This is a genomic window from Arenimonas aestuarii (assembly GCF_054781715.1).
The window spans coordinates 659,306-673,482 of record NZ_BAAGTW010000004.1 but is presented as its reverse complement, the minus strand read 5'-3'; the positions used below and the strand labels follow the sequence as shown (position 1 = coordinate 673,482).

14 protein-coding genes are annotated in these 14,177 nt (G+C 66.9%); 11 read left to right on the top strand and 3 right to left on the bottom strand.

Annotated features, from left to right (window positions below; translation table 11 throughout):
• The first annotated feature begins 194 nt into the window (after positions 1-194).
• The 6 genes from ACYVJH_RS04070 (at position 195) to ACYVJH_RS04045 (ending at position 6,169) form a co-directional block, all read left to right on the top strand.
• Positions 195-1,361, top strand: a complete 1,167-nt coding sequence (locus ACYVJH_RS04070; protein WP_460453368.1) for a N(5)-(carboxyethyl)ornithine synthase — start codon at positions 195-197, stop codon at positions 1,359-1,361.
• An 81-nt stretch (positions 1,362-1,442) separates the two neighbouring features.
• A complete protein-coding gene (locus ACYVJH_RS04065; protein WP_460453367.1) occupies positions 1,443-2,867 on the top strand; it encodes a circularly permuted type 2 ATP-grasp protein in 1,425 nt (474 codons plus the stop codon).
• Positions 2,867-3,808 (top strand): alpha-E domain-containing protein, encoded by a 942-nt coding sequence (locus tag ACYVJH_RS04060; protein ID WP_460453366.1) that lies wholly within the window; start codon positions 2,867-2,869, stop codon positions 3,806-3,808. The genes ACYVJH_RS04065 and ACYVJH_RS04060 overlap by 1 nt, the downstream gene beginning before the upstream one ends.
• Positions 3,808-4,623 carry a transglutaminase family protein gene (locus ACYVJH_RS04055; RefSeq protein ID WP_460453365.1) on the top strand — a complete coding sequence of 272 codons (816 nt, stop codon included), beginning with the start codon at positions 3,808-3,810 and terminating at the stop codon, positions 4,621-4,623. Before ACYVJH_RS04060 ends, ACYVJH_RS04055 begins: the two co-directional genes overlap by 1 nt.
• A gap of 28 nt (positions 4,624-4,651) precedes the next feature.
• Complete coding sequence (locus ACYVJH_RS04050) at positions 4,652-5,395, top strand: peptidase (RefSeq protein WP_460453364.1); 744 nt, start codon at positions 4,652-4,654, stop codon at positions 5,393-5,395.
• 12 nt (positions 5,396-5,407) lie between these two features.
• Entirely contained in the window at positions 5,408-6,169 is a 762-nt protein-coding gene (locus tag ACYVJH_RS04045; RefSeq protein ID WP_460453363.1) for a hypothetical protein, read from the top strand.
• Positions 6,170-6,175: 6 nt separating this feature from the next.
• On the opposite strand, the gene trmY is transcribed toward ACYVJH_RS04045, so the two are convergent.
• The 3 genes from trmY to ACYVJH_RS04030 all read right to left on the bottom strand — a co-directional run bounded on the left by trmY (position 6,176) and on the right by ACYVJH_RS04030 (position 8,336).
• Positions 6,176-6,775 carry a tRNA (pseudouridine(54)-N(1))-methyltransferase TrmY gene (gene trmY, locus ACYVJH_RS04040; RefSeq protein WP_460453362.1) on the bottom strand — a complete coding sequence of 200 codons (600 nt, stop codon included), beginning with the start codon at positions 6,773-6,775 and terminating at the stop codon, positions 6,176-6,178.
• Positions 6,776-6,803: 28 nt separating this feature from the next.
• Positions 6,804-7,907 (bottom strand): cyclopropane fatty acyl phospholipid synthase, encoded by a 1,104-nt coding sequence (gene cfa / locus ACYVJH_RS04035; RefSeq protein WP_460453361.1) that lies wholly within the window; start codon positions 7,905-7,907, stop codon positions 6,804-6,806.
• A 75-nt stretch (positions 7,908-7,982) separates the two neighbouring features.
• Positions 7,983-8,336, bottom strand: a complete 354-nt coding sequence (locus tag ACYVJH_RS04030; RefSeq protein WP_460453360.1) for a DUF1428 domain-containing protein — start codon at positions 8,334-8,336, stop codon at positions 7,983-7,985.
• 135 nt (positions 8,337-8,471) lie between these two features.
• Between ACYVJH_RS04030 and ACYVJH_RS04025 the strand changes: the two genes are divergently transcribed.
• From ACYVJH_RS04025 to fdhD, 5 genes are all read left to right on the top strand, one after another.
• The gene (locus ACYVJH_RS04025) at positions 8,472-9,041 is read left to right on the top strand and encodes a CIA30 family protein (protein ID WP_460453359.1); all 570 of its coding nucleotides are present in this window, start codon (positions 8,472-8,474) and stop codon (positions 9,039-9,041) included.
• 93 nt (positions 9,042-9,134) lie between these two features.
• On the top strand, positions 9,135-10,556 hold the full coding sequence (locus ACYVJH_RS04020; protein WP_460453358.1) for an SPFH domain-containing protein: 1,422 nt from the start codon (positions 9,135-9,137) through the stop codon (positions 10,554-10,556).
• 53 nt (positions 10,557-10,609) lie between these two features.
• Positions 10,610-10,990 carry an STAS/SEC14 domain-containing protein gene (locus ACYVJH_RS04015; protein WP_460453357.1) on the top strand — a complete coding sequence of 127 codons (381 nt, stop codon included), beginning with the start codon at positions 10,610-10,612 and terminating at the stop codon, positions 10,988-10,990.
• Between the two features lie 106 nt (positions 10,991-11,096).
• Positions 11,097-13,364: an FdhF/YdeP family oxidoreductase gene (locus tag ACYVJH_RS04010; RefSeq protein ID WP_460453356.1), complete on the top strand. Its 2,268-nt coding sequence runs from the start codon at positions 11,097-11,099 to the stop codon at positions 13,362-13,364.
• The gene (gene fdhD / locus ACYVJH_RS04005; RefSeq protein WP_460453355.1) at positions 13,357-14,163 is read left to right on the top strand and encodes a formate dehydrogenase accessory sulfurtransferase FdhD; all 807 of its coding nucleotides are present in this window, start codon (positions 13,357-13,359) and stop codon (positions 14,161-14,163) included. The genes ACYVJH_RS04010 and fdhD overlap by 8 nt, the downstream gene beginning before the upstream one ends.
• Positions 14,164-14,177: the final 14 nt, after the last annotated feature.

Here is a 14,177-nt window from a genome sequence, read left to right as displayed (position 1 = left end):
AGGCGGCCTTCTATATAGCGAAACCTGGGATCGAGTGCACCTAACGCTTAGCTAACACCCCGAGGCGCACTCTGTGCGTCTGCACGGGCTTCTGGTCCAGTGTTGTCTTCCTGCCGCCGGCCCGCCGGCGCCGCACGTCTGCTGTACCCGCCTCCCGCTTGGCTGCCCGTGGCGCGCCTTATCAAGGACCCGCCATGACCCTTAGTCCGAATTCCATCGGCATTGTTGCTACGTCCCGCAAACCCGACGAGCGACGCTTTCCCGTGCATCCCGACCACCTGCCGCGCCTGCCCGAGGCGGTGCGGCGGCAGATGGTGTTTGAAACCGGCTACGGCGACGCCTTCGACGTCTCCGACGACGAACTCGGCGCCCAGTCGGGCGGGGTGGCGCCGCGGGCCCAGCTGCTGGCGGAGGCCGGCACGGTGGTCATCGCCAAGCCCACGGTGGCTGACCTGCAGGAACTGCGGGTCGGCGGCCTGCTCTGGGGCTATGTGCACTGCGCCCAACAGCGCGCCATCACCCAGGCCGCGATTGATCGCATGCAGACGCTGATCGCCTTCGAGGACATGTTCGTCTGGGGCCCGGACGGACGCATCGGCCGGCACACGTTCTACAAGAACAACGAAATGGCCGGTTACTGCGCCGTGCTGCATGCGCTGGCCCTGAAGGGCATCGATGGCCACTACGGCAACCAGCGCAAGGTGATCATCTTCAGCTTTGGCGCGGTCAGCCGGGGCGCCATCTATGCACTGAAGGCGCACGGTTTCCGCGACATCACCATCTGCATCCAGCGCCCCGACCACGAAGTGCGCGAGGAAGTGCTGGACTGCCATTACGTGCGCCTGGAAACCGGCCTGGCCGGCGAAGCCCGCATGGTGGTGGTCGAGCATGACGGCTCCCGTCGCCCGCTGGGTGAGCTGATCGGTGAAGCCGGCATCCTGATCAACGGCACCTTCCAGAACCCGGCCAGCCCGATGAACTTCGTCACCGAAGACGAAGCCGGCTGCCTGCGGCCGGGCAGCCTGATCATCGACGTCAGCTGCGACGAAGGCATGGGCTTCTACTTCGCAAAGCCCACCAGCTTCGGCGAGCCGATGTTCAAGGTGGGCACGGTGGACTACTACGCCGTCGACCACACACCCAGTTACTTGTGGGAAAGCGCCACGCGCTCCATTTCCGCCGCCCTGGTGGTGTACATGGAGACCATGGCCCGCGGCCGCGAAGGCTGGGAACACGATCCGACCCTGAGCCGCGCACTGAACATCGACCGCGGCGTGGTGAAGAAGCCGGGCATCCTTGCGTTCCAGGGCCGTGCGGCGGTTTACCCGCATGGGCCGGTGGCCGGCCTTGAAGCAGCCTGATCCTTCATTGGTCTTAAAATTCCGTGAAGCAACGGGAAGTCGGGGTGTTACCCTGAAGATTCATTCGTTGAAGGAGTCAGGATGACGCCGCAAGCGCCGCCGTTCGACGAAATGGGCTGGCCCGACCAGATCCGGCCGCCCTACGCAATGATCGATGCGTGGCTGAAGTCCGCCACGCCCGAGCAGCTGGCGCTCAAGCGCCGCGAGGCCGAGGTCCTGTTCCGGCGCATCGGTATCACTTTCGCGGTTTATACCGAAGGTGGCGACGCCGAACGGCTGATTCCCTTCGACCTGATCCCGCGCGTGATGGCCCAGGCCGAATGGCAGCGCCTGCGCCAGGGCCTGGAACAGCGTGCCAAGGCCCTGAACGCCTTCCTGCACGACGTCTACCACGACCGCGAGATCATCCGCGCCGGGCGTATCCCCGAGAAGCTGATCCTGCACAACGCCGAGTTCCGCCCCGAAATGAACGGGCTGGACCTGCCGGGCCACATCTATTCGCACATCTCCGGCATCGACATGGTGCGCACCGGGCCCGACGACTATTACGTGCTCGAGGACAACTGCCGCACGCCCTCCGGCGTGTCGTACATGGTGGAAAACCGCGAGGTCATGCAGCGCCTGTTCCCCGACCTGTTCCGCAAGGCCCGGGTGGCGCCGGTGGCGCACTACGCCGACGAACTGCTGGAAACCCTGCGTTCGGTCGCGCCCGCCAACTGCCATGGTGAACCCACCGTGGTGCTGCTGACGCCCGGCATCCACAACAGCGCCTATTACGAACACGCGTTCCTGGCCGACGAAATGGGCATCGACCTGGTCGAAGGCGCCGACCTGCTGGTGCGCAACGACATCTGTTACATGCGCACCACGGCAGGTCTGGAGCGCGTGGACGTCATCTACCGCCGCATCGACGACGACTACCTCGATCCGCTGGTGTTCCGCCCCGAGTCCGCCCTGGGCGCGCCCGGCCTGCATTTCGCCAGCCGGGCCGGCAACCTCACCATCACCAATGCCGTGGGCGCCGGTATCGCCGACGACAAGGCCGTGTACATCCACGTGCCGGAGATGATCCGTTTCTACCTGGGCGAAGAGCCACTGCTCTCCAACGTGCCCACCTACGACTGCAGCAAGGCCGACGAGCTCAAGTACGTGCTCGAGCACCTGGACGAGCTGGTGGTGAAGGCCGTGCACGGCTCGGGCGGCTACGGCATGTTGGTCGGCCCGCAGGCCAGCAAGGCCCAGCTGCAGGAGTTCCGCGACCTGCTCAGGACCAAACCCGAAACCTATATCGCCCAGCCCACGCTGGCCCTTTCGACCGTGCCCACCTTCGTCGAATCGGGCGTGGCGCCACGCCACGTCGACCTGCGGCCGTTCGTGCTGTCGGGCACCGACAAGGTACGCGTCGTGCCCGGCGGGCTTACCCGCGTGGCGTTGAAGGAGGGGTCCCTGGTCGTCAATTCGTCCCAGGGCGGCGGTACCAAGGACACCTGGGTGCTGGAGGAATGATGCTCGCAAGAACCGCAGGCGACCTGTTCTGGCTGGCGCGCTACATGGAGCGCGCCGACTACGTGGCGCGCCTGCTGCAGGTGGCCGGGCACATGAACGCCGTGCGCGTGGACACCAACCGCAGCAGCGAATGGGAATCGGCCATCGTCGCGTCCGGCTGCCGGGAAAGTTTCAACGCCGCCGGCGACACCCCGGACGAAGAAAGTGTCATCCGCTTCCTGGCCTTCGAGCGCGACAACCCGTCCTCGATCGTCAACTGCATAGAAACCGCCCGCCGCAATGCCCGCTCGGTGCGCACCTCGCTCACCACGGAAATGTGGGAGGCGGTGAACCAGACTTCGATCGAGCTGACCGACTTCATCCAGACCCCACTCGATGCCGACCGCCTGGCCGAGTTCCTGGACTGGGTGAAGGCGCGCGTGGGCCTGTTCCACGGGGTGTGTTCGAACGGCATGCTGCGACGGGACAGTTTCTGCTTCATCCGCACCGGGCAGTTCCTGGAGCGCGCCGACAACACCGCCCGCCTGCTGGACGTGAAGTACCACGTGCAGCTGCCCGACGTCAGCGACGTCGGCGGCGTGGTCGACTACTACCAATGGCTGGCGATCCTGCGCGTGGTCGGCGCCCGGCGTGCCTACCGGGTCCTGTTCAAGGGCCGGGTGCAGCCGGCGCATGTCGCCGAGCTGCTTATCTCGCGAGGCGTTTTCCCGCGCTCCCTGGCGTTCTGCTACGAGCAGATCACCCAGCACCTGGACGCCATCAAGGCCCAGGACCCGCAGCTGGCCTCGGACGCCAAGCGCCACGCCCATGCCATGTACGCCCACCTTCGCTTCGCCAACATCGATGAAGTGATCGAAGACGGCCTGCACGAATACCTTACCGATGTCATCGACCGCACCCGCGACCTGGGTGCCGAGATCGCCAAGGGACACTTGTTCTGATGCTGCTTACCATCGCCCACGACACGCGTTACCACTACGGCCAGCCAGCCTTGCTGGTGGTGCAGGCCCTGCGCCTGTGGCCGGCGCCCAGCGCCAGCCAGCAGGTGAAGTCCTGGCGGGTGGAGGTGAACGGCAAGCTGCTGCCCTCCACGGGCATCGACGGCTTCGGCAACCCGGTGGCCACCCATGCCATCGACCGCCAGATCAGCGACCTGCACCTGTCCGTGCGCGCCCAGGTGCGCACGCTCGACAAGAGCGGCGTGCACGGCGAAGACGCCGGTGGCCTGCCGCCCATGTTTTTCCTCAAGCCAACGCCGCTGACCCTGCCGTCCCCGGGCATCATCGCCCTGGCCGATGCCGCGGCGGGCGAGGGCGGAGGCCTGGAATGCGTGCACCGGCTGGTCAATGCCGTGCGCGACAAGGTCGACTACGTCAGCGACACCACCCATGCCGAAACCAGCGCCGCCGAGGCCTTCGAGGCCGGCACCGGCGTTTGCCAGGACCACGCCCAGGTGCTTATCGCGGCGGCCCGCCACCTGGGTTACCCGGCGCGGTATGTCAGCGGCTACCTGCTGCCCATGGAAGACGGCTACCCGGCCGCCAGCCACGCCTGGGCGGAATTGTTCGTCGATGGCCTGGGCTGGGTGGGTTTCGACCCGGCCAACCGGGTGTCCCCGGACGAACACTACGTGCGCGTGGCCTGCGGCCGCGACTACCGCGATGCCGCCCCCGTGCGCGGCCTGCGCCGGGGCGGTGACGACGAAACCCTGGATGTGAGTGTCAACATCACGCAATTGGCGCAGACTAGCCAATAGCGTTCGCGTTTGATTGGAGAACCCCCAAGTGACTTATTGCGTTGGCTTGCTGCTTGACGAGGGCCTGGTGATGCTGGGCGATACCCGCACCAATGCCGGGTTCGACAACATTTCCTGTTTCTCCAAGCTGCAGAAGTTCCATGTTCCCGGCGAGCGCCTGATGGCGACCCTGACGGCGGGCAACCTGGCGATATCCCAGGCCGTCATCAACCTTATCCAGGACGGTTTGCCCGACCCGGAAACCGGCCAGGTGGAAACCATCTACACCGTGCCCACGATGTTCCGCGCCGCGGCGCTGGTTTCCGAGGCCGTGCGCCGGGTGTACCGCACCCACGGCGAGGCGATGAAACAGCAGGACGTGACCTTCGATGTGTCCATCATGCTCGGTGGCCAGATCGCGGGGCGCACGCTGCGCCTGTTCCATATCTACGCCGCCGGCAACTTCATCGAGGCCACCGCCGACACGCCCTACCTGCAGATCGGCGAACACAAGTACGGCAAGCCGATGCTCGACCGCGCCATCACCCGCGATACTTCGCTGGAGGAGGGCGTGAAGCTGGCGCTTATCTCGATGGACTCGACCCTGCGCTCGAACCTCAGCGTCGGCATGCCGCTGGACCTGCTGGTCTACCGCAACGACAGCATCGACGGCATCGTCGAGCAGCGCATGAACGAAGACGACAAATACTTCACCAGAATCCGCGAGCAGTGGGCCAAGGCCCTCAGTGACGCGCACCGGCAGATCCCGCCGCCCGATTGGCTTTCGCCCTAGGGGGCAAGCACCATGCAAAAACTGGCTGACACCTTCTGGAACATCCGCGGCGTGTTCCGCGTCGTCGGCATCATCAACATCGGCACGCATATGTCGGTGGTGAAGCGCGGCAACGGCCGTTTCGTGGTGATTGATGGCTGCGAGCTCGACGACGCCGAACGCGACGAACTCCTGGCGCTCACCGGAAACGGCGAAAAGGTCGACTCCGTCATCCACGTGCATCCCTTCCATACGATGTACGTGGAGGACATGCACACGCTGTTCCCGGCGGCGACGCTTTACGGCACCGCACGCCACCGGGAAAAGGCGCCCACGCTGCCGTGGGCGGAAGCGCCGGTCGAAACCTGGGATGACGAACACCCGCTGGCCGACCTGTTCAACCTGTCCGTGCCCGAGGGCGTGGACTTCGTCTCCGCCGATGAACGCGTGCACGTGGCTTCGGTGCTGGTGCGCCACCGGCAAAGCGGCATCGTGCACGTGGACGACACCTTCAACGTGATGGCCGCATCCGGGACGCTGGGAAAGATCCTTCCCCAATCATCGCTGCGCATGCACCCCATGCTGTCGCGGGCGCTGAGCCAAAGCCCCGGTTCCGCCGACGCCTTCGCCGGCTGGGCCCGCTGGCTGGCTTCCGCCTGGTCCAAGACCTCCATCGTCTGCGCCGCCCATTCCGCCGTGCGGGAGTTGCCCGCCGGCGGCTTCAAGAAGGAAGTCGAAGACGCGCTGGCCAAGGTTTCCGGCATCCTCGACGGTCACCGCAGGCGTTACGGCTAGGGAAAGCTAGCCCTGGCGCTGGTCCAGTTCGTGGTGGATCAGCACCACGCACTGGGAGGCGAACAGCATCGTCTTGCCCAGCGTGATGCGGGTGGCTCCCAGGCGGTCAAGGGTGTGGAAGGTGTTCTTGGGCATGGGGATGTGGTCGGTCAGCAGGAAACAGGGCTTGCCCTGGAAGGCCTGCTCGCGGATCGGTTTGCCCTTCTTTTCCATCACGTACAGCTGGTGGTTTTCCGCCAGTTGCTGCACCAGCCGTTCGAAGCTGATCGTCTGCACCGTGACGCCGCTTTCCACCGGGCGGGTTTCTTCCTTGCCCATGCCCCGGGATGCGTCCAGCGCCTTGGCCACCTTGGCCAGCAGGGCGGCCTCGTTGAAGCCGCCGATTTCGTGCATGGCGCTGGCTTCGAAGCGGATGCTGCGCGAATAGTCCGGCGTGCTTTCCAGCACCAGGTACACCACGACGTCGGGCCGGTGCGACTGGGCCACGAAGATGGCGTTCATCAGCGTATGGGCCAGGATCTCGGCATGCGCGTCGCCGCCGACCGAAGCCAGCAGCTTCGCGCTGTCCGTGGGGGCCGCCCGGGCCCTGAGTACGAAGGTTCGCATGGGCCCATTGTCCACGATTGCGGGCCGGTCAGCGCGGGGCCACGTAGCCTCCGGGCCGGCCGCGGGGCGAGAGCACGATCTGCCAGAGCTGGATGTTCCTGACCCGGAACGCCGCCATGCTGGCGGCCAGGTAGAAACGCCACATGCGCCGGAAACGCTGGTCGTAGCGGTCGGGCAGGCGGTCCCAGCCGGCTTCGATATTGTCGCGCCAGGCCTGCAGGGTGCGGTCGTAGTCGGTGCCGAAGCTGTGCCAGTCCTCGAGCACGAACAGGCCTTCGCTGGCCGCAGTGATCTGCGCGGCCGAGGGCAGCATGGAATTGGGGAAGATGTAGCGCTCGATCCAGGGGTCGGTGTGGTTGCCCGAGACGTTGCGGCCGATGGTGTGCAGCAGCATCAGGCCGTCGGCCGGCAGGCAGTGCGCCGCGAGCTCGAAGAAGCGCCGGTAGTTGCGCACGCCGACGTGTTCGAACATGCCGATCGAAAGGATGCGATCGACGGGTTCATCGAAGTCCCGGTAGTCCTGCAGCCGGATTTCGACGGGAAGGCCACGGCAAAGTTCGCGGGCATGGTCGGCCTGCTCCCGGGAGATCGTCAGCCCGATGCCGCTCACCCCGTAGCGCTCGGCGGCGAAATTCAGCGCCTCGCCCCAGCCGCAGCCGATGTCGAGCAGGCGCTGACCCGGGCTGAGTTCCAGCTTGCGGCAGGCGAGGTCGAGCTTGGCTTCCTGGGCGTCGTCGAGGTTGGTGGCCGCCTGCCAGTAAGCGCAGCTGTACACCATGCGTTTGCCCAGCATGACCTGGTAGAGATCGTTGCCCAGGTCGTAGTGGCGCTCGCCGACCACGTAGGCCCGGCGCCGCGACTGCAGGTTGAGAAGCCAGGCGCGCAGCCAGGCCCAGTATTCGTGCAAGCCCGGTACCTGCTGGTCGAGCCGGGCGTCGAGCAGCCGGGCCAACAGTTCGTCCAGGGCATCGGTGTCCCAGTCCTCGTCCATGTAGGACTCACCCAGGCCCAATGACCCTTCGGCCAGGACGCGGGCGAACATCCTGGGGTTCCGCACCCGGATGTCCCAGGGCCTGTCGCCGTCGAGATGTACGTCTGCCCGTTCCAGCAAGGTGGCGACCCGGGCTCGCATAGGCCCCCCAATCGCGCGGGAAGTTGCCTAAGGCTAGCGCAGAAGGCGGCGTGGGTGAACGCCGCGCCGGCGGGCTCAGATGTCCAGGATCGGCCGGAACCCGCCGTAGATCATCCGCGCGCCGTCCAGGGGCATGGGGTTGGTCTTGGGATCCATGCGCGGGTCTTCCATCATCTTCTTCATGCCGGCGTCGCGGGTTTCCTTGTCGGGCCATTCGATCCAAGAAAACACCACCGTTTCGTCGTCCTTGCACTGCACGGCGCGCCGGAAGTCGGTCTGCTTGCCGTCGGGCACGTCGTCGCCCCAGCACTCGACCACGCGCAGGGCACCAAACTCCTTGAAAATCGGGTCGAACCTGCTGGCGAAATCCAGGAAAGCCTGCCGGTTGGCGTTGGGGACGGCGAGTACGAAACCATCGACATAACTCATGGGGTTTCTCCTGCAGGTGCGCGGGGCGTGGTCTGGACCGCCAGCCTACTGCCGGCCCGCGGACGCCGGAAGTCCCCTCACGCACCGGCGACGGCCGCCGCGTTGCAATGGGAGTCCCGACCACTGGCCGTCCCCATGCGTATCGCCCCCTTTGTTGCCGCCCTGGCGCTGGCCATGCCGGCCGCGACCCTGGCCACTTCGGAGCCCGCCATGACCCCCTTGTTCAGCTTTTCCGCCGGTGCCGACGAACCGCGCTGGGTGGCGGTGAACGACGGCGTCATGGGCGGGCGTTCCCGCGGTGGGCCGGAAGTGGAAGCGGGCCTGCTGCGTTTCTCGGGCGTGCTGTCGCTGGAGAACAACGGCGGGTTTTCGTCCGTGCGTACCGTCGGCCGCGATTTCGATTTCAGCGACGCCGCGGCCGTGGTGCTGCGGGTGCGCGGCGACGGCCGCCGCTACCAGCTTCGCCTTGCCACCGACGCCCGCTTCCGGGGTATCACCGTCTCTTATGGCGGCGAGTTCGGCACCGAGGCCGGGCAGTGGACGGTCGCCCGCGTGCCCCTGGCCGACCTGCGCCCGAGCGCGCACGGCTTCGCGCTGCAGGGCCCGCCGCTGGACGCCGGGCGGGTCCGCGAGATCGGCCTGCTGATCGGCGACAAGCGGGAAGGGCCGTTCCGGCTCGAGGTGGATTGGATCGGGCTGGAGTAGCCGCCCGGGGAGCGGCGAAAAAGTCGCATCCGACGCCGGGCCTGGGGTTTTCAGCCCTATACTCCGGCGACTCCATTTGCCGCGGGCCCCTTCATGCTTACTTCGTCCCTGATTCTCATTGGCCTGGCGTCCGCCGCCGGCGTTGCCCTGGTCACCGCCTTCTTCTGGGTCATCGCGCTGCGGCGGGTGGTGCCGGTGAACGAAGTGCACATCGTGCAGACGCGCAAGAACACGGTGTCCTACGGCAAGGGGTTTGACTCCAACACCTACTACGAGTGGCCCTCGCGCATCCCGATGATCGGCCTGACCCGGGTCACGCTGCCGGTGTCGAACTTCGCCATCGACCTGCCGGACTACGCGGCCTACGACAAGGAGCGCGTGCCCTTCCTGGTGCACGTGATGGCCTTCTTCCGCATCAGCGATTCCAACACCGCCGCCCAGCGCGTGGCTTCGTTCGAGGAGCTCAAGGAACAGCTGACCGCCATCGTCCAGGGTTCCGTGCGCACCGTGCTGGCCGCGCATGAGATTGACCAGATCATGCTCGACCGCAGCCGCTTCGGCGAAGCCTTCACCAAGGAAGTGCAGCCGCAGCTCGGTGGCTGGGGCGTGGAGGCGATCAAGAACATCGAGCTGATGGACATCCGCGACAGCAAGGACAGCGACGTCATCCACAACATCATGGCCAAGCGCACTTCGGGCATCGAGCGCGAATCGCGCCTGGTGGTGGCCGACAACAGCCGCCAGGCCGAGATGGCTGAAATCGCCGCCAAGCGCGAGATCGAAATGTCCCGCCAGCTGGCCGCCGAGCAGGTGGGCCTGCGCACCGCCGAAAAGGACAAGAACGTCGGCGTCGCCAATGAGCAGGCGTCGCAGCAGGTGAAGGTGCAGCAGCGCGAAACCGCGGCCAAGGAAATGGACGTGGTGCAGGTGAACACCGTGCGCGGCGCCGAGATCGCCCGCGAAGCCGCCGTCATTGCAGCGGCCCAGGCCAAGGACGTGGCCATCGTGCAGGCCGACGCCGCCAAGCAGGTGGCCGTGGTTTCGGCCGAGGCCAGCAAGCAGGTGTCGATCGTATCGGCCGAAGGCCACAAGCAGCAGACCGTGCTGACCGCCGAGGGCCAGCTCGAGGCTGCCAAGCGCAATGCCGAGGGCATTACCGCGGAGGGCCACGCCAAGGGCGCCGCCGAAACCGCCATCCTGATGGCGCCGGTGGACGCGCAGATCAAACTGGCCGAAAAGATCGGCGCCGACCAGGGCTACCAGAACTACCTGCTGGGCATCCGCAACATCGAAGCCGCGCAGGCCGTGGGCATGGCCCAGGCCGAGGCGCTCAAGTCCGCCGACGTCAAGGTGATTTCCAACGCCGGTTCGCCGGGCAAGGGCCTGTCGAGCGTGATGGACCTGTTCTCCGCCGACGGCGGCACCGCCATCGCCAGCATGCTCGAGGGCCTGGCGCAGTCGCCGGAGGGCAAGAAGATGCTGGAGAAGTTCGTCAACAAGCCCGAAGAGAAATAAGCCCGGCCCGGGAGGGGCTTGCGCCGCTAGCGCCTCCGGGTCTTCAATGCGCCATGGCCAGCGAGATCGAGGTGGTTCGCTTGGAAGGTGAATGCACCTTCGGCCAGGCCGTGGACGATATCGACGCCTGCCTGCGACGGGCGCGGCAGGACGGCGTCCGGCGCCTGCTGATCGACATCCGCGGACTGAGCGGATTCGGGAAGCCCGATGTCGCCGCCCGGATGGGCATGGTGCGTCGTTGGGCCGCCAGTGCCGGCGGTGCCATGAAGGTGGCGATGGTCAGCCCGCGATCACTCAATGACGGTGAACGTTTCGACATCGTTCTGGCCAAGGCCCTGGCCTTCGACGGGGACGTCTTCGAAACCGAGGAAGACGCCCGCCACTGGCTGGACCAGGCGCCGGCCCTGTGGACCGGTCCCCCGCCGGTGTTCTGAGTTGCCCGTGTCGGCGCCCGGCCTCCGTGCACGTCACCCGGCTCACCGCGGGCGGTGCCCGCGTTAGACTGCGCGAGCGACAGCCACGGCAGCGACGCGTGCACCGATGAGCAAACCCAAGGTTCCCGGCATCGAACGGTTCGAAGGCCCGGCCGGCGGTTGGCCGGCACTCGGGGCGGTTGCACATGCCCTGAAGGGGCAGATGGCGCTGGGGCGCGAAACGGCCGCCCTGCGCAAGGTGAACCAGCCGGCGGGCTTTGATTGCCCCGGCTGCGCCTGGCCCGACCCGAAGCACACCTCGTCCTTCGAGTTCTGCGAGAACGGCGCCAAGGCCGTGGCGTGGGAAGCCACCGGCAAGCGCGCCACGCCGGCGCTGTTCGCTGAAAACACGGTGTCGCAGCTATGGCAGTGGACCGATCACGCGCTCGAGGACGCAGGCCGCCTGACCGAGCCGATGGCCTATGACGCTGCCACCGACCGCTACCTGCCGATCGGCTGGGACGACGCCTTCACCCGCATCGGCGCGGCGCTGCGGGCGCTGCCCGACCCGGACATGGCCGAGTTCTACACCTCGGGCCGCACCTCCAATGAGGCGGCGTTCCTTTACCAGCTGATGGTGCGCGAGTACGGCAGCAACAACTTCCCCGATTGTTCGAACCTGTGCCACGAGGCCACCTCGGTGGCGCTGCCGCAGTCGATCGGCGTCGGCAAGGGCACGGTGACGCTGGATGACTTCGCGCTGTGCGACGCGCTTTTCAGCTTCGGCCACAACCCGGGCACCAACCATCCGCGCATGCTGTCCACGCTGCGCGAACTGTCCTTGCGCGGCGTGCCGATCATCGCGGTCAACCCGCTGCGCGAGCGCGGCCTGGAACGATTCGCGTCGCCCCAGCACCCGACCGAAATGCTGGGCGGGCAGGGCGCGCCCATCGCTCAAAGTTATTACCAGGTCGGGATCGGCGGCGACGTCGCCTTCCTGAAGGGCATGATGAAGTGGCTGCTGGCCAACAACGCCCTGGACCACGGCTTCATCGCGGAATACACCACGGGAATCGAAGCGCTGTGCCGGGACCTGGACGCCACGTCCTGGGACGATATCCAGGTCACGTCGGGGCTCCCGCGCCAGGACATCGAGGCCGCGGCCGCGGTTTACGCCAAGGCCGAACGGGTGATCGTCTGCTACGGCATGGGCATGACCCAGCATCGTTTCGGCACCCGCAACGTGCACCAGATGGCGAACCTGCTCTTGCTGCGCGGAAACATCGGCAAACCCGGTGCCGGCATCGCGCCCATCCGCGGCCATTCCAACGTGCAGGGCGACCGCACGGTGGGCATTACCGAGAAGCCGACGCCGGCGCTGGCCGAGGCCATCAGGCGCACCTACGGCTTCGAGGTCCCGCTGAGACACGGCCACGACTCGGTGGCGGCGGTGCGTGCCATTCGCGACGGCCGCTCGAAGGCGCTGGTCTGCCTGGGCGGCAACCTGGCCGTGGCGATTTCCGACCCGGACACCACCTTCCCGGCGATGCGAAAGCTCGACCTGGCGGTGCACATCGCCACCAAGCTCAACCGCTCGCACCTGATCACGGCGAAAGAATCGATCCTGCTGCCCTGCCTGGGCCGCACCGAAGCGGACCTCACGGCCCGCGGGCCGCAGTTCGTCACCGTCGAGGATTCGATGTCGATGGTGCATGCGTCACAGGGTGGGCTGAAGCCGGCCTCGCCGCGGCTCAAGTCCGAGCCGGCCATCGTCGCCGGCATCGCCAAGGCCCTGCTGCCTGATTCAAAGGTGGACTGGGAGCACCTGGTGGCCGACTACGACCGCATCCGTGATGGCATCGAAGCGGTGTTCCCGATCTTCCACGACTTCAACCGGCGCGTGCGCGAGCCCGGGGGGTTCCGGCTGTACGTCGGCGCATCGGTGCGCGACTGGGGACCGGGCGGCAAGGCCAACTTCCTGGTGTCGCCCGGCTTGAACGAGGACCTGCGCCTGCAGGCCGACGGCGTGCTGACCCTGACCACCGTGCGTTCCCACGACCAGTACAACACCACTATCTACGGCTACTCGGACCGCTACCGCGGCGTCGAAGGCCGGCGCGACGTCGTTTTCATGAGCGCGGACGACCTGCGCGAGCGTGGCCTGGCGCACGGCGACCGCATCGACATCGAGTCCTGCCTGGCCTCGGCCGAGGACCCCGGCGTTCGCGCCGTGCGCGGGTTCACGGCGGTGGAATACGACCTGCCGCGCGGCTCGGTGGCCATGTATTTCCCCGAGGGCAACGTGCTGGTGCCGCTGGACTGCCACGACGCCAACTCCGGCACGCCCGGCTACAAGTCCATCCCGGTGCGCATCCGCGCCGCGGCCGATGCCTGAGGGACGTCGCCGCCGCGAAGGCCTTGCCGAACGCAGCGTGCTCGAGCTGCACGGCGGGCAGGCCAGCCCACGCCAGGACCAGCTGGCTGAAGAAGTGCCGGTGGCCCTGGTGTACGACGACGCGCCATACGCCGTGATGATGGCCTCGCCGGGCGACCTGGAAGACTTCGCCCGCGGGTTTTCACTGACCGAGCGCGGCCTGGACAAGGACGACCTGCTAGGCATCGAGGTGCAGCCCGAGCTGGAAGGCTGGCGCATAACCCTGAGCACGCGAGATCCGGTGGCCTTCGATGCCCGGAATCTGCCCGGGCGCAGCGGCTGCGGCCTGTGCGGCAGCCGCGAACTTGAAGACGTGCTGCGGCGGCCGGTGCAGGTTGGCCAGGGCCCCGTCATCAGTGCGCAGGCGCTTGAATCGGCGCTTGACGCCCTGCAGCAGCGCCAGCCGCTGAACGCCGCCACCGGCGCCCTGCATGCCGCCGCCTGGTGCGACACGAACGGCAAGCTGCGCCTGGTGCGCGAAGACATCGGCCGCCACAACGCGCTCGACAAGCTGGTAGGGGCGATGCAGCAGCAGGGGCTGTCGCCGACGGATGGCTTCGCGCTGATCACCAGCCGCGCCAGCTACGAAATCGCCATGAAGGCCGCGACGGCCGGCATCACCTTCATCGCGGCGGTATCGGCGCCCACGGCGCTGGCGGTGGATCTGGCCCAGGCCTGCGGCCTGACCCTGGTAGGTTTTGCGCGGCCCGGCCGGCAGGTGGTCTACAGCCATCCGCGGCGCTTCGGCGGCGCCATCTGAATCGCTTCAAAAGG